The organism is Streptomyces sp. NPDC001914, assembly GCF_042891215.1.
In the GTDB taxonomy this organism is placed as follows: Bacteria; Actinomycetota; Actinomycetes; order Streptomycetales; family Streptomycetaceae; genus Streptomyces.
This window is the reverse complement of sequence record NZ_JBIASW010000008.1, coordinates 182,234-208,559: the sequence shown is the minus strand read 5'-3', so window position 1 is coordinate 208,559 and position 26,326 is coordinate 182,234. Positions and strand designations below refer to the sequence as shown.

Here is a 26,326-nt window from a genome sequence, read left to right as displayed (position 1 = left end):
GGCCCGGGCCCGCCGTGCCGCCCGTGCCGGGGCACCCGCTCCCCGCTCCGTATTCGAGGCCCCCGCGGATTCCGGAAGACACGCATGGAGCCACCCTGACCCGGATCCGCGCGGGCCGCGATGTGTGGTGTGCCACCTGGTGGAACCATCGTGCGTATCCGGGACGTTTTTACAGGTCCACGGGTGTGTGGCCTCTCGCGCGGGCACCGAACGCGCGTGGCTGATCACTGGGCCCGTCCGGCGCGTACTAAGGGGCCCTAGAGAAAGGCGGCTCCGTGGACGTTCTCGACCTCCTGCTGGTGCTGGTCATCCTGGTCTACGCGGCCTCCGGGTACCGCCGCGGCCTGGTGGCCGGCTGTGTCTCGCTGGCCGGCTTCGTGGGCGGCGCCGTCATCGGCGTGTGGGTGCTGCCGTGGATGATGGAGCTGGTCACGGCGGGGACACCGGCGGCGACGGTCACGGCGGTGCTCACGGTGCTGGTGCCCGCCGTCGTGGGCCACGAGCTGGCCGGGCGGCTGGCGCTGAAGCTCCGCCGCGAGCTCGACCAGGGGCCGCTGCGGGTGGCCGACGGGATCGGCGGGGCCGCGGCGAACACCGTCGCCGTGCTGCTGGTGGCCTGGGTGGCGGCGAGCGTCCTGGGCGCGTCCTCGTCGACGGTGGTGACGCAGTCGATCCGCAACTCGGCGCTGCTGGGCGCCGTGCAGAACTCGATGCCGGAGACCACGCCGGCCTGGTTCTCGCGCGCGACCTCCGCCCTCACGGAGGCGGGCTTCCCGCAGGTCTTCAACCCGTTCGAGAACGAACCGACGGCCGGTGTCGCCAAGCCCTCCGGGGACAACGTCACGCCCTCCGCGACGAACGCGGCCAAGCTGAGCACCGTGAAGGTCGAGGGCAGCTCGGGCAACCAGGGCCGCGAGGGCAGCGGCTTCGTCTACGCCCCCCAGCGCGTGATGACCAACGCGCACGTGGTGGCCGGGATCGACAGGCCGACCGTGCGGGTGGGCGGGGTCGGCCGCCCCTACCAGGCGCGGGTGGTGCTCTTCGATCCGCAGAAGGACGTCGCCGTCCTGTACGTTCCGGCGCTGCGGGCTCCCGTCCTCCACTTCGACGGGGTGGCCTCGCGCGGCGACTCCGCGGTGGTCGCGGGCTACCCGCAGGACGGCGGCCTCGACCTCCAGGCGGCCACCGTCGCGAGCCGCATCAACGCCACGGGCCAGAACATCTACAACACGGGCACGGTCACCCGCGAGATCTACGCGATCCGCTCCACCGTCCGTCCCGGCAACTCGGGCGGTCCGCTGCTGACCACCGACGGCGAGGTGTACGGCGTGGTCTTCGCCCGTTCGACCTCGGACGACGAGACCGGCTACGTCCTGACGGCGCACGAGGTCGCGGGCGACGCCCGCAAGGCGGCCCACGCCACGGCCCGCGTGGACACCGGCGACCTCGTCTCGTCCTGACCCCGGGGGCACGCCGGGGCTCCGGCCCCGACCCGCGGTCCGCGGCCCGCTCCGGCGTACGCTCCCCCCGTGAGCAGCCAGCCGTCCCCCGCGCCCGGGGCACCCGCACCGTCGCTGACCGAGCGCCGCAAGGCGGCCACCCGGCTCGACATCGCACGCGCGGCGGCCGAGCTCTTCGCGGAGCACGGCCTGGACGGCACCACGGCGGAGGACATCGCGCGCCGGGCCGGGGTGGGGCCCCGCACCTTCTACCGCTACTTCCGGAACAAGCAGGACGCCGTGGGCCCGCTGCTCGCCGCGGGGAGCGACCACTGGCGTGCGCTGCTCGCGGCGACGGAGCCGGGCACGGCCCTGCCGGTGGCGCTGGAGCGGGCGATCCGGCAGGCGCTGGCCGCCCCCGACGCGCACGCGGCCGAGCGGCTGGAGCAGACCCGCGCGCTGCTGCGGGCGGCCGTCGGCGATCCCGCGCTGCGCGCGGTCTGGTACCGGGTGAACCAGGAGTCGGAGGAGAAGCTGGTCCCGGTGACGGCCCGGCTGACGGGCGGCGGCGCGGACCCGCTGGAGGCCCGGCTGGCCGCCGCCGCGGCCACGGCCGCGATCCGGATCGCCATGGAGACCTGGGCGGGCACGGACGCGCCGGCCGGGGGCCCGGAGTCACCCGCCGAGCTGGCCGTCCGCTGCCTGCGCCGTCTCCTGGCCGGTCCGGCCCCGTCGCACACCGGCGGGCGGGAGCCGTCGGGGCCGTGAGGGCGGGTCAGAGCGGGCGCCCCATGAGGACGTCGTCCACATAGGCGCCGTCCAGCAGGAACTCCCCGGGCAGGATGCCCTCGACGACGAACCCCTCGGACTCGTACAGCGCGCGGGCCGGGGTGTTGTGACCGAGCACGCGCAGCGTGATGCGCCGGGCGCCCTGGCGGCGGGCCTCCTCGCCCGCCGCACGCAGCAGCGCGCGGCCCACCCCGGCGCCGCGGGCGTCGTCGGCGACGGCCAGTCCGAGGATCTGCCGGACGTGCGTGTTGCAGGCCAGCGAGGTCGGGAAACCCATCCGGATGTACCCCACGAGGCGCCCGTCGAGCTCGGCGACGAGATGGTCCCGGGGACCGAACCGCTCGCTGTAGAAGGGTTCGTACGGCGGCCGGGGGCGCGGCATGACCGCGTGCAGCGTTGACCAGGTGTCGCGGTCGATCCGGCCGAGCGCGTCGTCGTCGTCCAGGGTGGCGGTGCGTATCCGAGGAGCAGCTGGCATACCGGTCACTGTACGGCCGCCGCGCTGCGGCCCTTTCCGTGAAGTCCGGGGCTGCGCGGGCAGGATGGACTCATGAGCGACTCACCGCTGTCCCCGGGTTCCCGCATCGTGATCGCCGGCGCGTCCGGCCTGATCGGCTCCGCGCTGGCGCGCTCCCTGAGCGCCGAGGGGCACGAGGTGGTCAGGCTCGTGCGCCGTGAGCCGCGTTCGCCGGACGAGATCCGCTGGGATCCGCAGCGGCAGCGGATCGACGCGGTGGGGCTCATCGGCTGTGCGGCGGTGGTCAACCTGGCGGGGGCCCCGGTCGCGGGGCGGCCGTGGACGCGGGCGTACAAGCAGATGATCCGGGACAGCCGGGTGCTCGGGACGGTGACGCTCGCGGAGGCGGTGGCCTCGCTCGACGAACCGCCGCGGGTGTTCGTCAACGGGAGCGCGATCGGGTTCTACGGCGACACCGGCGACCGGGCGGTGGACGAGTCGGCGCCGCCCGGGGAAGGTTTCCTGCCGTCCGTCTGCGTGGAGTGGGAGGAGGCGACCGCTCCAGCGCAGGAGGCCGGGGTGCGCACGGTGATCCCGAGAACCGGGCTCGTGGTGGCCCGCGAGGGCGGGGCCTGGGCGAGGCTGATCCCGCTGTTCAAGGCGGGTGCCGGGGGGCGGATGGGGAACGGGCGCCAGTACTGGAGCTACATCGCGCTGCACGACGAGGTGGCCGCGATCCGGCATCTCATCGACACGGAGTCGCTGTCCGGGCCGGTGAACCTGACCGCCCCGGACCCGCTCACCAACGGCGAGATCACCGAGGCCATGGGGCGGGTCCTGCACCGCCCGACCCTGCTGACCGCGCCCGCCCCGCTCCTGCGGCTCGCCCTCGGCGACATGGCCGACGACGTCCTGGGCAGCCAGCGCGTCCTGCCCACCCGCCTCCTGGAGTCGGGCTTCACCTTCGCGTTCCCCTCGATCGAGGGATCCCTGAGAGCGACCTTGAGCTGAGTTCGCTTCCCCGGGGCCCTGGAAACTCCGGTCATCTCCCGGGGCCGGGGAGGCGATGCCCCGGCCTCCCCGGGGGCATCGCCGCCGGGTCGCCGCCGTCCCGTGCCTCGGCCCACCCGAGGCGGGACCGGGCCCGGCACGGGCCGCCCGAAGCGCCGGGGCCAGGTCCGGTGAGGGGCAACCGCCTCCGCCGGGCGGGTACATGCACCCCCCATGCCCCCGTGCACGGCCGCCGCGCGGGTTCCGCCGGGCGGCCGAACCTCGCACCCTCGATCCGAACTCGGGCATTCCAGAAGCGTGTTGGGGGCATGACGTCCCCACCGGCCGCGCAACCTCGAGGAGGGGCACGTGCTAGAGCCCGCACGCCACGCCACGCACACGGCGGAGATCACGGAGGACGTCGACGTCGTCGTCGTGGGAGCCGGTGTCGCCGGCCTCGCGGCCGCACGGCATCTGACCTTGGCGGGGCTGAGGACCGCCGTCCTGGAGGCCGCCCCCCATGTGGGCGGTCGCATGTCCACGGAGAAGGTGGACGGCTTCCGGCTGGACCGGCTCGGCCGGCTCCTGTCCACCTCGTACCCGGAACTGCGCCACACCCCGGGCCTGGGCGGCCTCGTCCTGTGCCCGTTCTCGCCGGGCGTGCTGCTGCACAGCGACGGCCACCGCCACCACACGGGCACGCCCGGCACACCCCGGAGCGCGAGGGGCGCACTCACCACCGCGCGCGCCTTCGCGAGCGCCCCCCGGCTTCCGCTGCCCCGGCCCGCGCGCGGCACCACCCGCCCCGGACCGCTCGGCAGCCCCTTCGACCAGGCCCGCCTCGGCGCGGCCCTCGCACGGCTCGCCGCCACCACGCCGGAGCGACTGCTCGCCCGCCCCGATCTCGCCGCGGCGACGGCGCTGACCGCCCGGGGCCTCCCGGCCCGCACGGTCGAAACCTTTCTGCGCCCCCTGCTCGCGGCCCTGCTGTGCGACCCGGAGCTGCGGACGTCGAGCCGGTGCGCCGACCTCGCGCTGCACTCCTTCGCGACCGGCCGGCTGTGCCTGCCCGAGGGCGGCGCGGACGCGCTCCCGGAGCTGCTCGCCGCCGGCCTTCCGCCCGGCACCGTGCACACGGGCGTCCAGGTCACCGCCGTGTCGACGACCCGGGTCACGACGAGGGACCACGGCGAACTCCGCTGCCGGGCCATCCTGCTGGCGACCGGGGCCCGCGCCGCCGCCGGGTTCCTGCCCGGGCTGCACGTGCCCGCCTTCCATCCGGTGACGGTCCTGCACCACACCACGGACGAACCGCCGCCCACCGGTCCGGCGCTGCTGCTGGACGCCGACCGGAGCGGGCCGGTGGCGCACACGGCGGTCGTCAGCCAGGTCGACCCGACCCGGGCACCCGCGGGCCGCGCCCTGATCTCCTCGACCGTGCTCGGCACACCGCCCGCCGCGCCCCACCTGGACGCCACCGTCCGCGCCCAGCTCGCCCGCCTGTACGGCACGTCGACGAGCCGCTGGGAACTGCTGGCGGTCCATCACGAGCCGGAGGCGGTACCGGCGATGCCCCCGCCGCACGATCCGCGCCGCCCCGTGCGGCTGCTCGCGGGCCTGTACGTGTGCGGCGACCACCGGGACACCAGCACGGTGCAGGGTGCGCTGCACTCGGCCCGGCGGGCCGCCCACGCGCTCCTGACGGACCTGGGCGTCCACGCCCCGGCCCCCTCGGCGGAACCCCTGGAACCCGCCGCCGCCTGAACCACCCCACCACTCCGGCCGATTGACGAAAGGCGGCCCCGGTCTTCCGCAGGACAGCCCCCGGCTCCGGTGGGCGGGCCCCACTCCCGCCCGCCGGCCCCGGGTCCCCGACGGACCACCCCCACCCCCGGGAGGCGGCCCCGCCCCCGGGGTGTACGTCGGGCTTCCCGGTCTCCGGTTCCCCAGGCCGGAGACCGGGGACGAACCGGCCGGAGACGCGGGGCTTCGCATGCCCCGGGCCCCCACCGCGCCGTGGACCCGCCGGACAGGTCGCCGGACGGGTCCCCGGGCGGGTCCTCGGGCGGGTCCTCGGGCGGGTCACCGGACAGGCCCTAGCTCAGCGCGGCCACCTTGTCGCGGTAGCCGCGGACAGGGGCGGCGTCCTTGTACGGTTCGAGCCGTTTCTCGAAGTCCCGTACGTACTCGACGGCCCGCGCCGACCGCATCTCCGCCGCCTGGCCCGCGGCCTCCGCGCCGAGCAGACAGGCCTGGTCGAGTTCACCCAGCCCGAGCCGGGCCGAGGCGAGCACCACCCGGCAGAACAGCCGGCTGCGCGCGTATCCGGGCGCCCGCAGCTGGAGCGAGCGCTCCGCGTGCTGCGCCGCCGCCCGGAACTGCTGAAGGTCCCGGTGGCAGTGCCCGAACTCGTCGGCGAGCTGGGCCTCGTCGAAGTACCGGGCCCAGTGCGGGACTTCGTCACCGGTCCGGGACGCCTCCAGCGCCCGCTCGGCCCGGACCAGGGAGGCCGTGCAGGCCCGCACCTCGCCGAGCACTCCGTGGCCGCGCGCCTCGACGGCGTGCAGCAGCGCCTGCACGACCTGCGGGCCCCCCGAGCCGAGGCCCTGCTGCGCGACCCGCGCGAGCTGCACGGCCTCGCGCCCGTGTCCGAGGTAGACGGCCTGCCGGCTCATGGTGATGAGCACGTACGAGCCGTAGACCCGGTCGCCCGCGGCCTGCGCCAGACGCAGCGCCTGGACGAAGTAACGCTGCGCGAGTCCGTGCGCGCCGATGTCGTACGACGTCCAGCCGGCGAGCCGGGTGAGGTCGGCGGCGGCGGCGAACAGGTGGCGGCCGGTCTGCTCGCCGTACGCGCCGCGCAGCATCGGCTCGGCCTCGTGCTCGAGATAGCGGACCAGTGCCTGGCGGGCGTGTCCGCCACCGTAGGCGTGGTCGAGGGCGCGGAACAGTTCGCCGACCGAGCGGAGCGCGGCGATGTCCCCGCCGCTGACCCGCTGGCCGGGGCCCCGCTCGGTCCGGCCGCGCCGGGAGGCGCTTCCCGCCTGCTCGGGCGGTGCCGTGACCCTGGGCGCGGCCGGGCGGCCCTGGGCGGGGATGCGGGAGGGCTGCTCGCCGCGGGCGACCCGGTCGTCCGCCCGGCCGATCAGCCAGTCCCGGCTGGGGACCACGAGCCCGGCCGGAGTGAAGGCGATCTTGCGCAGCTCGGCGTGGCTCCCCGAGTCCTTGCGCCACAGGCCGCTGACGATGTCCACGGCCTCCTCGGGGGTCGCGGCGAACTCCAGCCCCGCGTACACGGGGGCGCAGGCGTCGAGCCCGAGGTCCTGTGCGCTCAGGCGCCGGCCGAGGCGGCGGGTGAACACCTCGGCGATGAGCGCGGGGGTGGTCCCGCGGGGCTGCTGGCCCCGCAGCCACCGGGTCACCGAGGTCTTGTCGTATCTCAGGTCCAGTCCGTGTTCGAGTCCGAGCTGGTCAACGCGACGGGCGAGACCTGCGTTGGAGAACCCCGCTTCTGCGATGAGCGCGGCGAGCTGTCGATTGGGCGTGCGCTGCGCGGGTCGTTCCGTCATCTGCGGTGCGGTCTCCTGCCTTCGGGTCTCCAGGGGGTCTCGGAGCGGCGTGAGAACGTGCTTGCGCCTCCCCGAGGCCCCCCTGTGCCCGGATTGCCTGTGAGCAGCCCTTATGGCCTCGTGAACGGCGCGAATGTAGCGGAGCGTGAGCACGTCATCGCACACATCGACATTCATTCATCCGATCGTGTGAGGATTAGCCTTCGAGCTGACGCGGATCGGACGGACGTACAGTGGCGTGGGCGCGCCACGGACCTGACGAAAGGTTCCTCCGCGTGCCCCGCACGGGGATCACCACGTGCCCGAGGAAGCTTCTAGGGAGGCGCTTGCCGTGAGTGAGTTGCGGTTCGTCCGCATGGGATTCGGTGCCGAGGCCGTCGAGTACCAAGAGGCCTGGGACGAGCAGCGCCGCGTGCACGCGGCCCGGTTCCTGGACGAGGTCCCCGACACCTGCCTGCTCCTGGAGCACCCCCCGGTGTACACCGCGGGCCGGCGCACGGCGGACAGCGAGCGGCCCCTGGACGGCACCCCCGTCATCGACGTGGACCGCGGCGGCAAGATCACCTGGCACGGTCCGGGCCAGCTGGTCGGCTACCCCATCCAGAAGCTGCCGCGCCCCGTGGACGTCGTGGCCCACGTACGCCGTCTGGAAGAGGCGCTCATCCGCACGTGTGCCGACTTCGGCCTGGAGACGAGCCGGGTCGAGGGCCGCAGCGGCGTCTGGGTCCTCGGCGACGCCAAGGACCCCGCCCAGGGGACCTCCGGGCTCGGGGGCCTCTCCCTCGACTTCGACCCCCGGCTCCAGGACGAGGAGTTCGACCCGCGGCTCAACGGCCCGGAGTACGCCCCGTCCAACGCCGGCCAGCGCCGCGAGGACCGCAAGATCGCCGCGATCGGCATCCGCGTCGCCAAGGGCGTCACCATGCACGGCTTCGCGCTGAACGTGAACCCGGACAACGCCTGGTTCGACCGGATCATCCCGTGCGGCATCCGCGACGCGGGCGTCGCCTCGCTCGCCGGCGAGCTGGGCCGCGACGTGACCATCGACGAGGTCCTGCCGGTGGCCGAGAAGCACCTCGGGGACATCCTGGCGAACGCGGACCTGAAGCCGCGCGTCGTGGAACGCACACCGGCCTGAGCCACCGCGCCGCCGTGGGGGCGCGGGCCCGAGCCCCCACGCCCCCACGGCGGAACGCCTCCGGGAATGCACCCCCGCTCCCGAAGGTTGCCCACGTCGGGGGCCGAGCACCACACGGGCGTACCCTGGTGTACGCCGAAGAATCGAAGCTACAGGGAGCCGATGTGTCCGCAGTCGCACCCGACGGACGCAAGATGCTGCGCCTGGAGGTCCGGAACAGCCAGACCCCCATCGAGCGCAAGCCCGAGTGGATCAAGACCCGGGCGAAAATGGGCCCCGAGTACACGAAGATGCAGGGTCTCGTGAAGAGCGAGGGCCTGCACACGGTCTGCCAGGAGGCGGGCTGTCCCAACATCTACGAATGCTGGGAAGACCGCGAGGCCACCTTCCTCATCGGCGGTGACCAGTGCACGCGGCGCTGTGACTTCTGCCAGATCGACACCGGCAAGCCCGAGGCCCTGGACCGCGACGAGCCGCGGCGTGTCGGCGAGTCCGTCGTCACGATGGACCTGAACTACGCCACGATCACCGGCGTCGCCCGCGACGACCTGGAGGACGGCGGCGCCTGGCTGTACGCGGAGACGGTCCGCCAGATCCACGCGCAGACGGCGGGCCGCGAGGCCGGACGCACCAAGGTCGAACTCCTCGCCCCGGACTTCAACGCCGAGCCCGAGCAGCTCGCCGAGGTGTTCTCCTCGCGCCCCGAGGTCTTCGCCCACAACGTCGAGACGGTCCCGCGGATCTTCAAGCGGATCCGTCCGGGCTTCCGCTACGAGCGCTCGCTCAAGGTCATCACCGAGGCCCGTGACTACGGTCTGGTCACGAAATCGAACCTGATCCTCGGCATGGGCGAGACCCGCGAAGAGGTCAGCGAGGCGCTCCAGCAGCTCCACGAGGCGGGCTGCGAGCTCATCACGATCACGCAGTACCTGCGCCCCTCCGTGCGCCACCACCCCGTGGAGCGCTGGGTGAAGCCGCAGGAGTTCGTCGAGCTCAAGGAGGAGGCCGAGGAGATCGGCTTCTCCGGCGTCATGTCGGGCCCGCTCGTCCGCTCCTCGTACCGGGCCGGCCGCCTCTACCAGATGGCCATCGAGAAGCGCGGCGCGTACGTCGCCTCCCAGGCGGTCTGATCCCCCGAACGGCACACGTTGCGAAAGGAAAGCGGTGGCACCCAGTGCCACCGCTTTCGTGTGAATCCGCGCACAAGCAACTCGCTCTTCACAACGGCCCGTTCACACCCCCTCGGGGCATCCCCGCAGTTGAACGCCGCATCAGGAACGGGTCAGGAAAAGGACCCGCGGTATCAAGGTTTCATTGGTGTTTGACCGCTCGGTCACGTACTGGTAACACCAATCAGAGACTCTGGTTCCACGTCCCACCCGTCCCCGTCCGAGCCGTCGATCCCGAGGGGGGATCTCCATCATGCAGGCCGCGCCCGTACGCGCCACCGCGATTCCGTCGTTCACCGATGCACTGCGTGCCGTCGAGTCGTTGCTCATGAGCAGCGGGCAGCGCACCGCGCGCCGCAACGCCTGGACCTCCGTCCTGGAGGACCGCCGCCGCGCCAAGGACCGGGTCGAGGCGCAGCGCGTGCTGGAATCCGTCGTCCGTTCCTGACCGGCGCCGGTCGTCTCCGCCACGGCAGCCCCTCCCCGCTGCCGCGGCCCCCGCTCGCCCGGTACTGCCGTCGTCGGCGCTTCGCGGGCCACGTAGACTCGTGGGCATGGCGAGGAAGGAACCCGCAGCGGACGCTGCGAACCCCGGGCGACTCAAGCAGATCGCCCTGACGTACAAAATGACCCGCAAGGCCGATTCCAAGATCGGTCTTGTACTCGCGGCTGTCGGAATTCTCACCCTCGGTGTTTTCCTCGCGATCGGCTTCTTGATCGGCCACCCGGTCTATCTCGGCATCCTCGGGCTCCTGCTCGCCTTCCTCGCGACGGCGATCGTCTTCGGGCGCAGGGCCGAGCGGGCCGCCTTCGGGCAGATGGAGGGCCAGCCGGGCGCGGCCGCGGCGGTGCTCGACAACATCGGCCGGGGCTGGACCACGACTCCGGCGGTCGCGATGAACCGCAGCCAGGACGTGGTGCACCGCGCGGTCGGCAAGGCCGGCATCGTGCTGGTCGCCGAGGGCAACCCGAACCGGGTGAAGACCCTGCTGGCCGCCGAGAAGAAGAAGATGGCGCGGATCGTGGCCGACGTGCCGGTCCACGACATCCTCGTGGGCACCGGCGAGGGCCAGGTCGAGCTGAAGAAGCTCCGCACGACCATGCTGAAGCTGCCGCGTGTGCTGGCCGGCCCCCAGGTGACCGCGACCAACGACCGGCTGCGCGCGATGGGCGACCTGATGAGCAACATGCCGCTGCCGAAGGGCCCGATGCCCAAGGGCATGCGGATGCCGCGGGGCGGTCCCAAGCGGTGACGCTCGCGCTGGCCTGACCAGTCCTACGACGATGGGGCGCCCGGAAAGTTCCGGGCGCCCCATCGTCGTACCCACCCCGCCGCACCGCCCCGGGACACCGCCGCACCGCTCGGCCCCCACCAAGAGAATCCCTCCCGCTGAGTCGGACCTACCCCACCGCGACGAGCCGACCCGGCCACGCAGCCACGCCCCACTCAGGACCACCCGTGCCGGGGCGGCTCCACTCGGTGGGGTCTCAGATCGGTGGGGCCTCAGAAGGGGGCCGTCAGACGTGCCTGGCTTTTCGGCGTGGAGTGCTTCGCCGCAGAGCTGAGGGCCGCGCTGCGGGACCCTGGGCGGTGGGCCGCCGCCGATTCCGCCGGGCGCCTCAGCCGTGGGTGTCGACCGCCGGCGGTCGCTGTGCCGGGTCGCCGTCCCCGCGGGGGCCCCTCCCGTAGGAGGTGGACCTCGCATCGCAGGGCGTCTCCCTCCCGGAAGGGGGTCGCGCTCGCCCCGCAGGGAGTAGTGGCCCCGCAGGGGGTCGCCCTCCGCGCAGGGGGTAGCTCGTCCCGCACGGATAGCCCCTCCCGAAGGGGGCGCTCTCGCCGCGCAGGGGGTAGCCCCTCCCGCAGGGGCCGCCCTCCCCGCAGGCGATAGCTCGTCCCGCGCGGATAGGCCCTCCCGCAGGAGGTCGCCCTCGCCTCACAGGGAGTCTTCCTCCCCGGAGGGGGTCGCCCTCTCTCTGTAGGGGTAGCCCCTCGCGCAGGGGCGCCCTCTCTGCGCAGGGAGTCTTCCTCGCCGAAGGGGGCCCTCCCCCGCAGGGGTAACCCCCGCCGTGCGGGGAGCTATGTCCGGCCTCGGTGTCGGGGTCGGTGGGGTCAGGTGCGGACTTCGATCGTTCGGGCGAGGCGGTCGTGGAGGCCTCGGCCGTCGCGGTCCCAGATCAGGGCCGGGACGGCGACGCACAGGAGCGCCGTGCGCAGCAGGACGCGCAGCGGATTCAGCCGGCCCCCGCCCTCGGACACGACCCGCAGGCCCAGCAGCCGCTTGCCCGGAGTGAAGCCGACGGTACCGACCGTCAGGACCCCGAGAACGAAGAAGACCAGCAGGGCCCAGTTCCCCGTAGCCTGGTCATAGCCGTCGGTGAGCAGCCCGTATGCGATCAGGAGGCACAGGGCCCAGTCGACGGCGAGGGCGCCCAGACGGCGTCCGGGGCGGGCGATCGAGCCCGGTCCGTGCTCCGGGAGACCGAGCTGTTCACCCCGGTATCCGAAGTCGACCCCGGCTTCCTCCGCCGCCGCGCGGGGACCGGAGAGCCACGATCCGATTGCTTGCCTGTTGTCCACCCGTCCAAGGTACTGTGCCCGTTTTGCCATACGGACAGGAGGGGCCCGACGGACCGAGGTCGGTTAACTTGGGCGAAACAAATGGGTCACGCTGGAGAAATCCCCCGTCCCTATGGTCGGCCCCAGCGTGTGCCACCGCACTGGCCGCACGAACGAACTACCACCCCGGTCCACTGTGGGCGGGAGTAGGAGGAGCTGGATGTTCCAGAACGCCGACGAGGCCAAGAAGTTCATCGCGGACGAGGACGTCAAGTTCGTCGATGTCCGTTTCTGCGACCTGCCGGGTGTGATGCAGCACTTCACGATCCCGGCCGAGGCCTTCGACCCGGCGGAGGAGCTCGCCTTCGACGGCTCCTCCATCCGCGGCTTCCAGGCCATCCACGAGTCCGACATGGCGCTCCGCGCCGACCTGTCCACCGCGCGCGTCGACCCGTTCCGCCGCGACAAGACGGTCAACATCAACTTCTTCATCCACGACCCGATCACGGGTGAGCAGTACTCCCGTGACCCGCGCAACGTGGCCAAGAAGGCCGAGGCCTACCTCGCCTCGACCGGCATCGCCGACACCGCGTACTTCGGTCCCGAGGCCGAGTTCTACGTCTTCGACAGCGTGCGCTTCAAGACGGCGGAGAACGAGTCCTTCTACCACATCGACTCCGAGGCCGGCGCCTGGAACACCGGTGCCCTCGAGGACAACCGCGGTTACAAGGTCCGCTACAAGGGCGGCTACTTCCCGACCCCGCCGGTCGACCACTTCGCCGACCTGCGTGCGGAGATCTCCCTGGAGCTGGCCGCGTCCGGTCTCCAGGTCGAGCGCCAGCACCACGAGGTGGGCACCGCCGGCCAGGCCGAGATCAACTACAAGTTCAACACGCTGCTCGCCGCGGCCGACGACCTCCAGCTCTTCAAGTACATCGTGAAGAACGTCGCCTGGCGCAACGGCAAGACCGCGACCTTCATGCCGAAGCCGATCTTCGGTGACAACGGCTCGGGCATGCACGTCCACCAGTCGCTGTGGAGCGGCGGCTCCCCGCTGTTCTACGACGAGGCCGGTTACGCGGGCCTGTCGGACATGGCCCGCTACTACATCGGCGGCATCCTCAAGCACGCCCCGTCGCTGCTCGCCTTCACCAACCCGACGGTGAACTCGTACCACCGCCTGGTCCCCGGCTTCGAGGCCCCGGTCAACCTGGTGTACTCGCAGCGCAACCGCTCCGCGGCCATGCGTATCCCGATCACCGGCTCGAACCCGAAGGCCAAGCGCGTCGAGTTCCGCGCGCCCGACTCCTCCGGCAACCCGTACCTGGCGTTCTCGGCCCTGCTGATGGCCGGCCTGGACGGCGTCAAGAACAAGATCGAGCCGGCCGAGCCGATCGACAAGGACCTCTACGAGCTGGCTCCCGAGGAGCACGCGAACGTCGCCCAGGTCCCGACCTCGCTCCCGGCCGTCCTCGACTCGCTGGAGCGCGACCACGAGTTCCTGCTCGCGGGCGACGTCTTCACGTCCGACCTCATCGAGACGTGGATCGACTACAAGCGCACCAACGAGATCGCGCCGCTGCAGCTGCGTCCGCACCCGCACGAGTTCGAGCTGTACTTCGACGTGTAAACCCGTCGCTCCGGCAGCACACGCGTCGGCCGCGTCCTTCCTCCGGGAGGGGCGCGGCCGACGCGTTTCTCCCCCGCGGGCGACGGACGCGGGACCGCTCGCCGCGGGGAGGTTCTTTGCCCACCGCGGGGCCTATCGGCACCTGTTCATGGGGAACCCCGGGCGCACAATGGAGAGCGGGACGAGTGCCCGACTGCGGGGTGGTGCGAGATGCGGAGCCGATTCCGGAACGACCGGGAGCTGACCGTGCGCATGACGGTCACGCTCTTCCTGCTCGGATTGCTGTACGTGGCCTTCGTCGCCGCGTTGATCGTGTTGCTGAAGTCGTGGGTGCTGGTCGTCGTGATCGCGGCCGGGCTGCTGATCGCGCAGTACTGGTTCTCGGACCGGATCGCGCTGTACGCCATGCACGGGCGGATCGTGGAGCGGGAGGAGTATCCCCAGCTGCACGGCGTCGTCGACCGGCTGTGCGCCGTGGCCGACATGCCGAGGCCGCTCGTCGCCGTCTCGGACATCGACATGCCGAACGCGTTCGCCACGGGGCGCAACGCCGATCACGCCGTGCTGTGCGTGACCACCGGGCTGCTGCGCCGGCTGGAGCCCGACGAACTGGAGGGCGTCCTCGCGCACGAGCTGTCGCACGTGGCGCACAAGGATGTCGCCGTGATCACCGTGGCGTCCTTCCTCGGGGTGCTCGCCGGGCTGATCGTGCGGTTCGCGTTCTACTCGCAGCTCTTCGGCGGGCGGGGCCGCAAGGACCAGAACACCCTCGCGATCTTCATGGCGGTCATGGCGGTGTCCGCGGCCGTGTACGCCATCAGTTTCATGCTGATCAGGGCGCTCTCCCGGTACCGCGAACTGGCCGCCGACCGTTCCGCGGCCCTGCTCACCGGGCGGCCCTCGGCGCTGGCGTCCGCGCTGACCAAGGTGACCGGGGACATCGGCCGGATCCCGACGAAGGACCTGCGGGCCGCGCAGGCCTTCAACGCCTTCTACTTCACCCCCGCGCTCGGCGCGCAGCCGGGCATCGCCAACCTGTTCTCGACCCACCCGAGCCTGGAGCAGCGGCTCGAACAACTGGCCCGCATCTCCGCCGAGCTGGGCGAGCCCGCCGTGCCGGACGCGAGCGCCCCGACGACCGGAGAGGCTCTGTGACCGTATGGGGTTCCTGGACATCCTGCTCGGCCGCAGCAAGCCCGCCGCGCCCGACCTCGACCGGCTCTTCGGACTGCCGTCGGCGGCCGTGACCCTCCAGGCGGCGGCCGGGTTCACCCCGACCGGCACGGGAGCGGTGTGCTTCGCGACCGTCGAGGGCGCGGCCTTCGCCGAGGCGCACGGGGAGGTGCGGGACCTGCTGGACGCGGACACCGGACGGACGGGCTCCCCGGTGGAACTCGCCCGCGACGAGTACGGCTACTCGTGGCTGGTCTCCCACCGCGCCCCCGACGACCTCCCGGCCCTGGTGAGCGACCTCCACGCGGTCAACACCACCCTGGAATCCACCGGCTTCGGCCCCCAGCTGCTGTGTTCCGTGCTGGCGTTCGAGGACGGCGGGAAGCGGCGGCTCGGACTGGTCTACCTCTACAAACGCGGAACGTTCTATCCCTTCGTGCCGCTCGCCGGCGAGGGCGAGCGGCGCGACAACGCACGCGAACTCCAGGTCAAGGCGGCCCTGGCCGGCGACCTGCGCATCGAACAGGACCTCGCCCGCTGGTTCCCGATCTGGGGAGCCCCCGGGCTGTGACCCGACTGCACCCCACCGCATATCCCTATAAAGTCGTACAGAATCGACACAAGGGGTGCCCTCATGAGCAATCTGTTCGTCGTCGCCTACAACGATGTCGCCACCGCGGGACAGGTGCGCGACAAGCTGTTCGAGCTGTCGAAGCAGCATCTCGTCGAGCTGGAGGACGCGGTCGTCGTCGAGCGGAGTGAGGACGGCAGGATCAAGCTGCACCAGGCGGTCAGCCACACGGCGGTCGGCGCGGCCGGCGGGGCGCTGTGGGGCGGTGTCATCGGGCTGCTCTTCCTGGCGCCGCTGCTCGGTGCGGCGGTGGGCGCGGCGGCCGGTGCGGCCGGGGGTGCCGTCACGGACACGGGCATCAACGACAAGTTCATGAAGGATCTCAGCCAGAATCTGCGGCCGGGCGCGGCCGCGCTGTTCGTCCTGGTCAAGCAGGCGGCCGGGGACAAGGTGATCCCCCAGATCGCGGAGTTCGGCGGCCAGTTGGTGCAGACCTCGCTGAGCCAGGAGCAGGAGGACCACCTGCGTGAGGCGGTCGCGGCGGCCCAGGCGAAGTCGGCCGCCGCCGCGACGGACGCCGCCGCGGGCTCCGGTGCGGCTTCCGCGGCCACGCCTCCTACGCCTCCGGAGGCCGCGACCGGGGCGGACTCGAAGGGCACGCCCGCCGCTCCCTGACCCGAACGGCACCCCCGCGTCGACTCCCCTTCCGGAGAGGGGAGTTAATAGGCGGATGCTTTCCCTCTTCACGCACGACCACGACGGTGAACGACTGAGCTGCGTCGCCGGCCGCGGCGACGACGCCGACGACGGCACGGCGACCGCCGTCCTGCTGCACGGCGCGGGCAACGGCAGCAAGGAGCGACTGCTCCCGCTGCTGGGCGAGTTCGCCGCCCGCGGCTGCGCGGGGCTCGCGTTCGACTTCTCCGGGCACGGTGAAAGCACCGGAACCCTGGGCGAGTTGAGCCTCCGGCTGCGTTTCGAGCAGGCCGTGTCGGTGATCGACGCGGCGGTCCCGGCCGGCGCCCCGCTGATCCTGGTCGGGTTCAGCATGAGCGGCCAGACGGTCGCCGATCTCGCGCGGCACTACGGGAAGCGCGCGGTGGCGCTCGTGCTGTGCGCGCCCGCCGTGTACGCCGCCGAGGCGTGGCCGCTTCCGTTCGCGGACGCGGAGAGCGTCCCGCGCCAGGACGGTGGCCCGGAGACGCAGAGCCGCTTCAGCCGGATCATCCGCACCCCGGAGAGCTGGCGGCAGGCTCCCGCGTTCGACGTCCTGCGGGCCTACGAGGGACGGGCGGTGCTCGCCGTACCGGCCGCGGACGCGGTCGTCCCGCCCGCCGTGACCCGGGCCGTCGCGGACGCCCTCGCCGCTCGTGCCGACTTCACCCGCTACGAGCTGCCCGACGCCGATCACCTGCTGGGCCTCTGGTTCCGCGACCACGCAGAGGACCGGCGCCGGCTCGTGGACCTCGCCCTCACCGGGCTCGGCACCCCGGCCCCGGCGGCGGCCGGCGCCTGAGGAACCAGGGCCCGGGAATCCGCGTGGCCCCGCGGCTCACACGCCCGGGGCCGCCGGGACCACGCCCGCGATGACCGCCGCGCCCAGGGCCGCGTGATCGGTGGCGTTGCGGTCCGTGTAGCGCAGCGCGAAGTCCGCGACGGCCCGCTCGAAGGTGTCGGCCCCGCCGAGGTAGGCGGCGATCGCGACACGGTCGCCGGAGCGGGCGTGCGCGCGGGCCAGCGCGGTGCCGCACAGCCGGGCGTAGGCGCGCAGTTCCCCCGGACTCATGCCGGCGATGTCCGCGGACCCCTTCGTGTCGTGGAGCTGGCGCCAGTAGAAGGCGCGTCCCTCGGGGCCGGTCGTCCAGCCGAGGAAGGCGTCACCGGCGGCCTGCATCAGCCGCTGGCCCGCAACGACCCGGCGCCCGGGATGGACGTACGGGCCGCTGGGCAGGTGTTCTTCGAGCACGGACCGTCCCGCCTGCTTGATCTGGAGGAACAGCGGGTCGTCGGCGTCCCGCCCGGCGAGCAGCACGATGAAGCAGCGGGTGCCGACGCTGCCGACGCCGACGGTCTTGCGGGCGGCGTCGAGGAACCGGTAGCGGTCCAGGAGCAGCCGTCGTTCCTCGGGGAGCGTCGAGCGGTAGTCGCTGAAGATCTTGCGGAGCGAGGCCATGTCCATGGATCCGGCCGGTTCCAGCAGGGGCGGGTCGTGGACGATGCGGCGGCGTCCCCCGACGGTCTCGGTGAGTTTGTCGAGCGCCTGCAGGCTGGTGCGGCGGCGGGCCCGGGTGAGGGTGGCCTCCGCGCGTCGCCGGCGGCGTCCCGAGCGGACCAGCGGCAGCAGCAGATCGGCGTCGATGTGCTGGTACCAGACGGTCAGTTCGCCCTGCCGGGCCAGCCGTCGCACGGCCTCGCGGTACTGCCCGGCGGCGGCTCGCGCCGCGCCGAAGACGTGCTCCTCCTTGTGCCCGTTCTCCCGGGCCGCGACGGCGACGCTGGCCGCGAGCCGCTTGACGTCCCACTCGAAGGGGCCGGGGAAGGTCTCGTCGAAGGCGTTGAGGTCGAAGAGCAGGGGGCGTTCCGGAGCGGCGTACAGCCCGAAGTTCAGCAGGTGGGCATCACCGCAGAGCTGGACGGTGAGCCCGGTGTGGGGCTGGGCCGCCAGGTCGGCGGCCATGACGGCGGCGCCGCCGCGCAGGAACGCGAGCGGTGAGGCGGCCATGCGCGCGTACCGGATCGGCAGCAGTTCCGGGAGCCGGTCCCTGCCCTGCGCCTGGAGGAGGCCGACGGGGTCGGGGCGGTCCGCGGCGGGGATCCAGGTGCCGTGCGCGGAGCGGGGCACCCGCTTGCGGGCAGCCCGGCCCCGGGCGGCGCGGTCCGCCGTGGTGGCCGTGACGCTGTCGCGGAGCACGGCCGTCAGTGCCGCGCGGCGCGGGCGACGTCGGTCTTGACGTCACCGGTGAGGGAGCGGTTGCTGCGGGCGGTGGCATCCTTGGAGGCGTTCGCCGCGACGTCGTTCACCGTCACGACGGTCGTGTCGAGGAGGTTGCCGCTCTGGTCGCGGAAGTCGACCTGGACGACGTACGACTTCGCCGAGGAGGTGGGGTTGGTGGCGGTCACCTTGACGGTGGCGCGTCCGTCGGAGTCGGGGCTCGCGGCCCCGTCGGTCTTCACCTCGTCCTTGGCGTCCGCGCCGCCCTTGAACTCGTCGAACTTCCGGCCGGCCTCGGCGGTCGCGGAGGCGAGGGCGTCGCCGGCCTCGGTGGCGGCGGACGCGGCCTCGGAGACGGCGGACGCGGCGCGGGACGCGGCGGAGGCCGCCTTGGACGCGGTGCTGGAGGGGCTGCTGTCGTCGGAGCAGGCGGTCAGTTGCGCGGCGAGGGCCGCCACCACGGACACGGCCAGGATCAGTCGGACCGGTCCTCGTATGCCGTCCCTGTGCTGCATCGTCGCTCCCCACGTGGTCCTGGTTCCTCCGGATCCCGCTTCCTCGCGGTGGCCCCAGTCAAGGCCGCGGGCAGGGCCGCCGCATGCCCGGCTGCGTCCAACGGGTGAACCCCGCCCCGTGACGGGCGGACGTCCGAGAGGATGAGGCAGTGGGGCACGGAGTGCGGAGCGACCGGACGGAGACGACGTGACGGGGAAGCCGCGGCACATCGGGGTGGCGGAGCGGCGGGCACGGCTCGGGCTGCGGCAGCGGCTCGCGGGCGGGGCGCGGGGGGCGGCGCCCGAGGAGGTGGCGGACTCCCTGGTCGCGCTGCACGGCACGGACCCGGCGACGGTGTACCTGGCGGTGGGCGCGCGTCTCGCGGACGCGCGGGGGACGGTGGCGCAGGTGGAGCGGGCGCTGTACGAGGACCGTTCGCTCGTACGGATGCACGGCATGCGGCACACCGTGTTCGTGTTCCCCACCGCTCTGGCGGCCGTCGTGCACGCCTCGACGGGGCTGGACATCGCCGCGAAGGCACGTGCCGCGCTGGTCAAGGACATGGCCGCCGGAAGCGGTGGACGGCTGACCGAGCCGTGGCTCGACGAGGTGGAGGCGTCCGCGCTCGCCGCGCTGGCCCGGCGCGGGCAGGCCACGGTGAACGAACTCACGGGCGACGAGCCGCGGTTGAAGGAGCAGTTCGCGTACGCGGCCGGGAAGAGCTACGAGGGGGTGCACACCGTCTCGTCGCGGCTGATGCGGGTGCTGGGGGTCGAGGGCCGCGTGGTGCGCGGGCGTCCGCTCGGGTCCTGGACGTCGAGCCAGTTCCGCTGGGCGATCGCGCCGCCGCATCCCACGATCCCGCCGGCCGAGGCACGCTCCGAGCTGCTGAACCGCTGGCTCGTGGCGTGCGGGCCCGCCACCGAGGCCGACCTGAAGTGGTGGACGGGGTGGAAGGTCACGGACGTACGGCGGGCGCTGGCCGCGAGCGGGGCGGTGGCCGTCTCGCTCGACGACGGGCTCACGGGGTACGTGGCGGCGGGCGACGACGGTCCGGTCGACGAGCCGGGCGCGCCCTGGGCCGCTCTGCTGCCCGCCCTCGATCCGGCGCCCATGAGCCGTCAGGACCGGGACTGGTACCTCGAACCGTCCCTGCGGCCCGCCCTCTTCGACCGCAGCGGCAATGTCGGGCCGACGGTGTGGTGGGACGGACGCGTGGTCGGGGGGTGGGCGCAGCGGCCCGACGGCGAGATCGTCTGGCGGCTGCCGGTCACCGAGGGCGTCGGCCGCGAGGCTCTGGACGCGATCGCGGCGGAGGCCGAGCGCCTTCGGGCCTGGGTGGGCGAAACCCGGATCACCCCACGCTTCCGAACCCCCTTGGAAAGGGAGCTGTCGGCGGAGTGAGCCCGGGCCCCGGTCGGCGTCTGGGCCGGGGCACAGTCCGAACCGGGGCACAGGTCGGAACCTGGGCCGGGAAACAGCCCGAAGCCGAGGCCAGGACACGACCCGAAGCCGGGGCACGGGTCGGCGCCTGGGCCGGGGCACGGTTGGGCGCCTGGGCCGGGAAACAGCCCGAAGCCGGGGCCAGGACGCAGCCCGAGGCCGGGACACGGGTTGCGACCTGGGCCGGGACACGACCCGAGGCCGGGGCACGGTCGGCGCCCGCCCGCACTGGTCGGCGTCGGCGGCCGGTGCCGGGTGTCCCCGCTACGAAGCGGAGCCACCCGGCGCCGGTGAGCGGCGCGCTCGGACCGTCAGCGCGCGTACCTCATCAGGGCACGCACCATGTGGCACGTGGTGTCCGACGGCGGGTGTACGCCGATGAGCAGGGCGGTGCTGCGGATCTTCTCGTCGCGGGCCTGGTTCGGCACGTACACACCGGAGTCGAGCAGGGCTATGGCGAGTCGCATCGCCTTGAGACGGCGGTTGTGCGTGACGTACCAGTCGCGGGGGCGCCCCGGCGGCAGCGGGCGCTTCTCCACGGGTTCGTACGGCAGGTCCAGCGGGACCGCCGTCCTGGATGTGGACTGAGTGGGCAGTGGCTTCAGTGCGGCAGCGGGCACAGGCATCCTCCTGTCGCGGTCAGGGCGCCGTCCGGACCCCCCGGCGACACCCTCGAACACTGCTTCTATTCTACCGCCGGGCACTGACAATAGCCGCTGGCCACAGGGGTTTTGGAGCTGCCGTGACGGCAGTTCCCGAGGGTGTCTGCCGTAACGTGTGCGGCATGGAGATCTGGATCAATCCGGCCTGTTCGAAGTGCCGCAGCGCGATCAGCCTGCTCGACGCCGAGGGTGCCGAGTACACCGTCCGCCGCTACCTGGAGGACGTGCCCTCCGAGGACGAGATCCGCGGTGTCCTCGACCGTCTCGGCCTCGAACCGTGGGACATCACGCGGACCGGGGAGGCCGACGCGAAGGAGCTGGGGCTGGCGGACTGGGCGCGGGACGCCGGTTCGCGGGACCGGTGGATCACGGCGCTGTCCGAGCACCCGAAGCTCATCCAGCGGCCGATCATCACCGCGGACGACGGAACGGCGCTGGTGGGCCGCACGGAGGAGGCGGTGCGCGAGGCCATGTCCCGCTGACCGGGACGGGCCTCCCCAACTCCCCTGTGATCCAGGTTACTTAAGTGAATGCCGTAACCGTTGAGTAACTGCGTTCGGGATCTCGTACATAGCGGCGTAACGCTCCCCCACTCTCTGGAGGCGCGCATGTCGCGTAGGAGAACCCTCAGCACCAAGAAGAAGATCGCTCTGCTGGTCAGCGCGGCGACCGTGGCCGGCGGCGGGGCCTTCGCCCTGGCCGCCACCTCGAACGCGGCGTCCGTGCAGACGGCCCAGACCTCGGTGGCGTGTCAGGGCCTGGCCACGGCGCTCGGCAACAACCAGAAGTTCATCGCGGACCAGAAGGCCAACCCCGACTCCCAGTCGGCGGCCAGAATCGCGAACCGCGAGGCGGTCATCGCGCAGATCAAGGTTCAGCAGCAGGCGTCCGGCTGCGCTGTCGGGGAATCGGCTCAGGACTCCCAGACCGGCCAGCAGAACGCCCAGCAGCCCGCCCAGCCCGCGCAGTCCGCGCCGGCCCAGGCCGCCACCACGGCCCCGGCGCAGACCGCCCCCGCGAACAACGCGGGCGCCGGCGCCGCCACCGGCCAGCAGGTCTGCAAGGGTTCGACCGTCACGCTCTCCGGCGAGGGCGGCGCACCGGCCGCGTCCAGCAACCAGTTCCCGGCCGGGACGAAGCTGAAGGTCACCAACCTGGACAACAACAAGTCCACGGTCGTCGAGGTCACGTCGGTCTCCGGCAGTTGCGCCCTGCTGAACAACGCGGCCTTCGAACAGGTCCGGGAGCCGGGCAAGTTCCTGATCCGCCGGGCCGTCATCGAGAAGGTGGGATAACGGGCAGATCGCACCGAAAGCCCTGCCGCCTCCGGCCCCGAACGGGTCGGAGGCGGCAGGGCTTTCGTGCGGGCGGGCGGCCTCACGCCCCGCCGCGTGGCACGTCCCGTCAGGAGACAAATCGGCTGAAAAGTGGGCACACCATCTCCGTTCGCCCTCACTCGGATCGCATACGAGCGGCCTCCCGCGGTCTCCGATGTCCGGGGCGGGCGACGGGCCGGACAATCGCGGTCGCGAACGATCACACACGAAAGGCCGCGGTGGAGCGGGCCGTGTGAGACCGGGCACATACGCCCCAGGTAACACGGGGTTCACATTCGGGCAATGACCGGGAAACCGCTGGTTGACAGGCTTCCGGACATCCCCGGCGGCGCCCCAGTGCCGCAGCGCCGCAGCACCCGCAAGTGCGATCAAGACCCACCCCGAAGGATGTGGCCCGTGAGCTTCAAGGCTGAGTACATCTGGATCGACGGCACCGAGCCGACGGCCAAGCTCCGTTCCAAGACGAAGATCCTGGCCGACGACGCCAAGGGTGCGGAACTGCCGATCTGGGGCTTCGACGGCTCTTCGACGAACCAGGCCGAGGGGCACTCCTCGGACCGTGTGCTCAAGCCCGTGGCCAGCTACCCGGACCCGATCCGCGGCGGCGACGACATCCTCGTCCTGTGCGAGGTCCTGAACATCGACATGACGCCGCACGAGTCCAACACCCGTGCCGCGCTGGCCGAGGTCGCGGAGAAGTTCGCCGCGCAGGAGTCGATCTTCGGCATCGAGCAGGAGTACACCTTCTTCAAGGGCACGCGCCCGCTCGGCTTCCCCGAGGGCGGCTTCCCGGCCGCGCAGGGCGGCTACTACTGCGGTGTCGGCGCCGACGAGATCTTCGGCCGTGACGTCGTCGAGGCGCACCTGGAGAACTGCCTGAAGGCGGGCCTCGGCATCTCCGGCATCAACGCCGAGGTCATGCCGGGTCAGTGGGAGTTCCAGGTCGGCCCGCTGTCGCCGCTCGAGGTCTCGGACCAGCTCTGGGTCGCCCGCTGGCTGCTCTACCGCACCGCCGAGGACTTCGACATCTCCGCGACGCTGGACCCGAAGCCGGTGAAGGGTGACTGGAACGGCGCGGGCGCGCACACCAACTTCTCCACCAAGGCGATGCGCGAGGGCTACGACGCGATCATCACCGCGTGCGAGTCGCTCGGCGAGGGCTCCAAGCCGATGGACCACGTCAAGAACTACGGCGCCGGCATCGACGACCGTCTGACGGGCCTGCACGAGACCGCCCCGTGGAACGAGTACAGCTACGGCGTCTCCGACCGCGGCGCCTCGGTCCGTATCCCGTGGCAGGTCGAGAAGGACGGCAAGGGTTACATCGAGGACCGCCGTCCGAACGCGAACGTCGACCCGTACGTCGTGACGCGCCTCATCGTCGACACCTGCTGCACCGCCCTGGAGAAGGCCGGCCAGGTCTGATCCGCCCAAGCAGTCCCGAGGGGCGCCCACCGTGACGGTGGGCGCCCTTTCGCGTCCGCCGGCGGAGTGCCGGGGCGCGGACGCCGACCGCCCCTCCCCCTCGGCGGGTCCGGCGGTTCGGCCCGGCGTCCGCTTCGCGCCAAGAAGGCGTCCGAGCAGTGAGAGGAGGGTCCTGTTGCGGGGCTGTGTCTGCTTCAATGGATGCATGTCCATCTTCCAGAAGCGCATCGCGACGGGTCGCCATGACCTCGAGCCCTTCTGGCCCTCCCGTCAGCACCACGACTTCGACCGGGTGTGTTGTCGCGCGACGAACGCGCGGGCCCTCTAAAGCCGTACACCCCGGCCTTCGGCCAGCGCGCACGACGTACGTCCTCGACGGCTCCGACCACGAACTCGCGGCCGTCGGACCTCCCGACGAACTCCTCGCGCGAAAGAGCTGACCTCTCATGGCGACCACTCGTTCCCTCTCCTCCGTCGCAACCTCTCCCACCCCCTCGACCGCCCCGGCACGGCACCGGCTGCGCGCCGTCGACCGGGACGAGGTCGCAGACGGGGCCACCTTCCTTCCGCCGGGCGCCACCTGGCTGCCCGCTCCGCAGAACGCGCTGCCCGTCCTGCCGGGACAGCCGCCGATGATCGGCTACCTGGTCCTCGTACCGGCGGACCAGCAGCCCCTGCTGCCGCTCGCCGTGACGGGCCCGGCCGAACCCCCGGCGGCCTCCGGCGCCCCGACCGGCACCGCCGTCGACGGCGCCGACGACCCGCTGGTGCGCGTCGACACGGTGCAGCGCACCGCGGAGGTCGACGGGCGCGTACTGGACCTGACCTACCTGGAGTTCGAGCTGCTCGCGCATCTCGTCCGCCACCCGCACCGCGTGCACACCCGCGACCAGCTGGTCTCCACGGTGTGGGGCTACGGCCACGTCGGCGACGGACGGACCGTCGACGTCCATGTCGCGCGGCTGCGCCGCAAGCTCGGCGCCCAGCACCGGCTGGCGATCCAGACGGTGCGCCGGGTGGGGTACAAGTACACGCCTCCGACGGGTCGTTGACCGCCGGGCCCTGCGAACGGCCCGGCCTCGGCCGGGCACCGGACCCTCCCGCCGCGTCTTCTGTCAGCAGATTCGTGTGCGGCGGGACGGGCCGTGGGGGCAGAGTCCTCCCCATGACACGCAGACTTCTGATGCTGGGCGGTACGGAGTTCGTGGGGCGCGCGGTCGTGGAGGCCGCGCCGGCCCGGGGGTGGGACGTCACCGTCTTCCACCGCGGACGCCACGAACCCCCGGCCGGGGCGCGGTCGTTGCTGGGCGACCGCACCTCGCCGGACGGGCTCGCGGCGCTCGCCGGGACCACGGACACCTGGGACGCCGTCGTCGACACCTGGTCGGCGGCGCCGCGCCACGTCCGCGACACGGCCCGCCTGCTGGCCGGACGGGTCTCCCGGTACGTGTACGTGTCGAGCGCTTCGGTGTACGCGTGGCCCCGCGCCGCCGGGTTCACCGAGGACGCGCCGCTGGTGGAGGGCGCGTCGGCGGACGCGGACGCGAGCGACTACGCCCGGGACAAGCGGGGCGGGGAACTGGCCGCCGTCGAGGCCTTCGGCGCCGGGCGTTCGCTGCTCGTGCGGTGCGGACTGATCCTCGGGCCGTACGAGAACATCGGGCGGCTGCCGTGGTGGCTGAACCGGGTCGCGGCCGGGGGTCCGGTGCTCGCTCCCGGGCCGCGCGAACTGCCGCTCCAGTACGTCGACGTCCGGGATCTGGCGCAGTGGACGCTCGGCGCGGTGGAGGCGGAACTCGACGGGGCGTACAACCTGGTGAGCCCTCCGGGGCACGGCACGATGGGGGCGCTGCTCGACGCGTGCGTCCGGGTCACCGGGTCAGGGGCGGAGCTCCGCTGGACGGACCCCGAGGCCGTGCTCGGCGCCGGGATCGAACCGTGGACCCAGCTTCCGGTGTGGGTGCCGCCGGGGAGCGAGCTGCACACCTCGGTGTACTCGGGCGATGTCTCGCGGGCCCTGTCGACGGGGCTGCGGTGCCGGTCCGTGGAGGAGACCGTCGAGGGCACCTGGAGCTGGCTCCGGTCACTCGGCGGTGCCGCTCCCCGGCGCACCGACCGGCCGGAGGTGGGGCTGGATCCGGCAGTGGAGGCGAAGGTCCTCGGAATCTGAATGCCGGTAATTCCGGCGCGGCCGGCGCTGTGGGCCCCTCGTGACCCGGCGACGGCCTGGACGTTCCGGCCCCGCCGCACGCACGGAAGCGGCGGGACGGCCGGGCCGGCCTCGAACCAGGAAGCCAGGCCGGGCAGTTGAGGGCCCGGTCGGTCCCGCGCCGGCCCGGCCGCAGCACTCTCCGAACCCGCCGGACTACTGAATATGAGTCAAGAATTGACTCTCAAACCTGAATTCCCAGATCAACTCCCGGGAATTCGCGGGCTTCTGAGACCATTGTGACCGAATTGGTCTCAGGACTTTCCAAGATTTCTTCGAGACCCCTGAACACCTCCCGCACCTCCTGCGTATGGAATGGAGCCGCTTCACTCCTGTCGGGC

25 protein-coding genes are annotated in these 26,326 nt (G+C 72.5%); 19 read left to right on the top strand and 6 right to left on the bottom strand.

Translation table 11 applies throughout. The features are described 5' to 3' along the window. Positions 1–275 precede the first annotated feature (275 nt). On the top strand, positions 276–1,460 hold the full coding sequence (locus tag ACFYYF_RS23640; protein WP_388778816.1) for a MarP family serine protease: 1,185 nt from the start codon (positions 276–278) through the stop codon (positions 1,458–1,460). A gap of 69 nt (positions 1,461–1,529) precedes the next feature. Next, a complete protein-coding gene (locus ACFYYF_RS23635) occupies positions 1,530–2,207 on the top strand; it encodes a TetR/AcrR family transcriptional regulator (protein WP_388778813.1) in 678 nt (225 codons plus the stop codon). A gap of 7 nt (positions 2,208–2,214) precedes the next feature. Here the strand turns inward: ACFYYF_RS23635 and ACFYYF_RS23630 are convergent, their stop codons facing one another. Further along, entirely contained in the window at positions 2,215–2,706 is a 492-nt protein-coding gene (locus ACFYYF_RS23630) for a GNAT family N-acetyltransferase (RefSeq protein WP_388778810.1), read from the bottom strand. A 72-nt stretch (positions 2,707–2,778) separates the two neighbouring features. On the opposite strand from ACFYYF_RS23630, the gene ACFYYF_RS23625 reads away from it, so the two are divergent. Beyond that, entirely contained in the window at positions 2,779–3,696 is a 918-nt protein-coding gene (locus ACFYYF_RS23625) for a TIGR01777 family oxidoreductase (protein WP_388778807.1), read from the top strand. Between the two features lie 348 nt (positions 3,697–4,044). Continuing rightward, complete coding sequence (locus ACFYYF_RS23620) at positions 4,045–5,439, top strand: NAD(P)/FAD-dependent oxidoreductase (protein ID WP_388778804.1); 1,395 nt, start codon at positions 4,045–4,047, stop codon at positions 5,437–5,439. 332 nt (positions 5,440–5,771) lie between these two features. Here the strand turns inward: ACFYYF_RS23620 and ACFYYF_RS23615 are convergent, their stop codons facing one another. Then, a complete protein-coding gene (locus ACFYYF_RS23615) occupies positions 5,772–7,244 on the bottom strand; it encodes a regulator (RefSeq protein WP_388778801.1) in 1,473 nt (490 codons plus the stop codon). Positions 7,245–7,575: 331 nt separating this feature from the next. On the opposite strand from ACFYYF_RS23615, the gene lipB reads away from it, so the two are divergent. From lipB to ACFYYF_RS23595, 4 genes are all read left to right on the top strand, one after another. Further along, positions 7,576–8,382 (top strand): lipoyl(octanoyl) transferase LipB, encoded by an 807-nt coding sequence (lipB, locus tag ACFYYF_RS23610; RefSeq protein ID WP_361691860.1) that lies wholly within the window; start codon positions 7,576–7,578, stop codon positions 8,380–8,382. 164 nt (positions 8,383–8,546) lie between these two features. After that, positions 8,547–9,512, top strand: a complete 966-nt coding sequence (gene lipA, locus ACFYYF_RS23605) for a lipoyl synthase (protein WP_361691857.1) — start codon at positions 8,547–8,549, stop codon at positions 9,510–9,512. A gap of 292 nt (positions 9,513–9,804) precedes the next feature. Beyond that, the gene (locus ACFYYF_RS23600) at positions 9,805–9,999 is read left to right on the top strand and encodes a hypothetical protein (protein ID WP_361691854.1); all 195 of its coding nucleotides are present in this window, start codon (positions 9,805–9,807) and stop codon (positions 9,997–9,999) included. Positions 10,000–10,105: 106 nt separating this feature from the next. Next, positions 10,106–10,804, top strand: coding sequence for a DUF4191 domain-containing protein (locus tag ACFYYF_RS23595; protein ID WP_361691851.1), 699 nt, complete (start codon positions 10,106–10,108; stop codon positions 10,802–10,804). Between the two features lie 857 nt (positions 10,805–11,661). Here the strand turns inward: ACFYYF_RS23595 and ACFYYF_RS23590 are convergent. After that, entirely contained in the window at positions 11,662–12,129 is a 468-nt protein-coding gene (locus ACFYYF_RS23590; RefSeq protein ID WP_388778797.1) for an RDD family protein, read from the bottom strand. 199 nt (positions 12,130–12,328) lie between these two features. Here ACFYYF_RS23590 and glnA point away from each other — a divergent pair, with 199 nt between their 5' ends. From glnA to ACFYYF_RS23565, 5 genes are all read left to right on the top strand, one after another. After that, positions 12,329–13,738 (top strand): type I glutamate--ammonia ligase, encoded by a 1,410-nt coding sequence (glnA, locus tag ACFYYF_RS23585; RefSeq protein ID WP_361691845.1) that lies wholly within the window; start codon positions 12,329–12,331, stop codon positions 13,736–13,738. Positions 13,739–13,948: 210 nt separating this feature from the next. After that, positions 13,949–14,893, top strand: coding sequence for a zinc metalloprotease HtpX (gene htpX / locus ACFYYF_RS23580; protein ID WP_388778794.1), 945 nt, complete (start codon positions 13,949–13,951; stop codon positions 14,891–14,893). A gap of 4 nt (positions 14,894–14,897) precedes the next feature. Beyond that, positions 14,898–15,482, top strand: a complete 585-nt coding sequence (locus ACFYYF_RS23575; RefSeq protein WP_388778791.1) for a hypothetical protein — start codon at positions 14,898–14,900, stop codon at positions 15,480–15,482. Positions 15,483–15,545: 63 nt separating this feature from the next. Further along, a complete protein-coding gene (locus ACFYYF_RS23570; protein WP_388778789.1) occupies positions 15,546–16,157 on the top strand; it encodes a DUF1269 domain-containing protein in 612 nt (203 codons plus the stop codon). Between the two features lie 55 nt (positions 16,158–16,212). Further along, on the top strand, positions 16,213–16,998 hold the full coding sequence (locus ACFYYF_RS23565) for an alpha/beta hydrolase (protein ID WP_388778786.1): 786 nt from the start codon (positions 16,213–16,215) through the stop codon (positions 16,996–16,998). A gap of 36 nt (positions 16,999–17,034) precedes the next feature. Here ACFYYF_RS23565 and ACFYYF_RS23560 read toward each other — a convergent pair whose 3' ends face one another. Both ACFYYF_RS23560 and ACFYYF_RS23555 read right to left on the bottom strand, forming a co-directional pair. Further along, on the bottom strand, positions 17,035–18,393 hold the full coding sequence (locus tag ACFYYF_RS23560) for a DUF2252 domain-containing protein (RefSeq protein WP_388778783.1): 1,359 nt from the start codon (positions 18,391–18,393) through the stop codon (positions 17,035–17,037). Between the two features lie 5 nt (positions 18,394–18,398). Beyond that, positions 18,399–18,929 carry an FxLYD domain-containing protein gene (locus tag ACFYYF_RS23555; protein WP_361691830.1) on the bottom strand — a complete coding sequence of 177 codons (531 nt, stop codon included), beginning with the start codon at positions 18,927–18,929 and terminating at the stop codon, positions 18,399–18,401. A 187-nt stretch (positions 18,930–19,116) separates the two neighbouring features. On the opposite strand from ACFYYF_RS23555, the gene ACFYYF_RS23550 reads away from it, so the two are divergent. Further along, complete coding sequence (locus ACFYYF_RS23550; protein ID WP_388778779.1) at positions 19,117–20,313, top strand: winged helix DNA-binding domain-containing protein; 1,197 nt, start codon at positions 19,117–19,119, stop codon at positions 20,311–20,313. Between the two features lie 350 nt (positions 20,314–20,663). Here the strand turns inward: ACFYYF_RS23550 and ACFYYF_RS23545 are convergent, their stop codons facing one another. Then, positions 20,664–20,972, bottom strand: coding sequence for a hypothetical protein (locus ACFYYF_RS23545; RefSeq protein WP_388778776.1), 309 nt, complete (start codon positions 20,970–20,972; stop codon positions 20,664–20,666). A gap of 164 nt (positions 20,973–21,136) precedes the next feature. Between ACFYYF_RS23545 and ACFYYF_RS23540 the strand changes: the two genes are divergently transcribed. The 5 genes from ACFYYF_RS23540 (at position 21,137) to ACFYYF_RS23520 (ending at position 25,946) form a co-directional block, all read left to right on the top strand. Beyond that, the gene (locus tag ACFYYF_RS23540; protein WP_388778773.1) at positions 21,137–21,496 is read left to right on the top strand and encodes an arsenate reductase family protein; all 360 of its coding nucleotides are present in this window, start codon (positions 21,137–21,139) and stop codon (positions 21,494–21,496) included. Positions 21,497–21,622: 126 nt separating this feature from the next. Then, positions 21,623–22,309, top strand: a complete 687-nt coding sequence (locus tag ACFYYF_RS23535) for a hypothetical protein (protein ID WP_361691818.1) — start codon at positions 21,623–21,625, stop codon at positions 22,307–22,309. A gap of 438 nt (positions 22,310–22,747) precedes the next feature. Next, a complete protein-coding gene (gene glnII, locus ACFYYF_RS23530; protein ID WP_361691815.1) occupies positions 22,748–23,776 on the top strand; it encodes a glutamine synthetase in 1,029 nt (342 codons plus the stop codon). Positions 23,777–24,222: 446 nt separating this feature from the next. Further along, the gene (locus ACFYYF_RS23525; protein WP_388778771.1) at positions 24,223–24,828 is read left to right on the top strand and encodes a winged helix-turn-helix domain-containing protein; all 606 of its coding nucleotides are present in this window, start codon (positions 24,223–24,225) and stop codon (positions 24,826–24,828) included. Between the two features lie 131 nt (positions 24,829–24,959). Continuing rightward, positions 24,960–25,946 carry an NAD-dependent epimerase/dehydratase family protein gene (locus tag ACFYYF_RS23520; RefSeq protein ID WP_388779199.1) on the top strand — a complete coding sequence of 329 codons (987 nt, stop codon included), beginning with the start codon at positions 24,960–24,962 and terminating at the stop codon, positions 25,944–25,946. Positions 25,947–26,326: the final 380 nt, after the last annotated feature.

What these genes read in the sequence shown, in the direction of transcription:
- ACFYYF_RS23600 (WP_361691854.1), top strand. Translation starts at nt 9,805, where the DNA reads ATGCAGGCCGCGCCCGTACGCGCCACCGCGATTCCGTCGTTCACCGAT.
- ACFYYF_RS23575 (WP_388778791.1), top strand. Translation starts at nt 14,898, where the DNA reads ATGGGGTTCCTGGACATCCTGCTCGGCCGCAGCAAGCCCGCCGCGCCC.
- ACFYYF_RS23565 (WP_388778786.1), top strand. Translation starts at nt 16,213, where the DNA reads ATGCTTTCCCTCTTCACGCACGACCACGACGGTGAACGACTGAGCTGC.
- ACFYYF_RS23525 (WP_388778771.1), top strand. Translation starts at nt 24,223, where the DNA reads ATGGCGACCACTCGTTCCCTCTCCTCCGTCGCAACCTCTCCCACCCCC.
- ACFYYF_RS23630 (WP_388778810.1), bottom strand. Translation starts at nt 2,706, where the DNA reads ATGCCAGCTGCTCCTCGGATACGCACCGCCACCCTGGACGACGACGAC.
- ACFYYF_RS23615 (WP_388778801.1), bottom strand. Translation starts at nt 7,244, where the DNA reads ATGACGGAACGACCCGCGCAGCGCACGCCCAATCGACAGCTCGCCGCG.
- ACFYYF_RS23535 (WP_361691818.1), top strand. Translation starts at nt 21,623, where the DNA reads ATGTCGCGTAGGAGAACCCTCAGCACCAAGAAGAAGATCGCTCTGCTG.
- ACFYYF_RS23595 (WP_361691851.1), top strand. Translation starts at nt 10,106, where the DNA reads ATGGCGAGGAAGGAACCCGCAGCGGACGCTGCGAACCCCGGGCGACTC.
- ACFYYF_RS23520 (WP_388779199.1), top strand. Translation starts at nt 24,960, where the DNA reads ATGCTGGGCGGTACGGAGTTCGTGGGGCGCGCGGTCGTGGAGGCCGCG.
- ACFYYF_RS23570 (WP_388778789.1), top strand. Translation starts at nt 15,546, where the DNA reads ATGAGCAATCTGTTCGTCGTCGCCTACAACGATGTCGCCACCGCGGGA.
- ACFYYF_RS23625 (WP_388778807.1), top strand. Translation starts at nt 2,779, where the DNA reads ATGAGCGACTCACCGCTGTCCCCGGGTTCCCGCATCGTGATCGCCGGC.
- ACFYYF_RS23555 (WP_361691830.1), bottom strand. Translation starts at nt 18,929, where the DNA reads ATGCAGCACAGGGACGGCATACGAGGACCGGTCCGACTGATCCTGGCC.
- ACFYYF_RS23540 (WP_388778773.1), top strand. Translation starts at nt 21,137, where the DNA reads ATGGAGATCTGGATCAATCCGGCCTGTTCGAAGTGCCGCAGCGCGATC.
- glnA (WP_361691845.1), top strand. Translation starts at nt 12,329, where the DNA reads ATGTTCCAGAACGCCGACGAGGCCAAGAAGTTCATCGCGGACGAGGAC.
- htpX (WP_388778794.1), top strand. Translation starts at nt 13,949, where the DNA reads ATGCGGAGCCGATTCCGGAACGACCGGGAGCTGACCGTGCGCATGACG.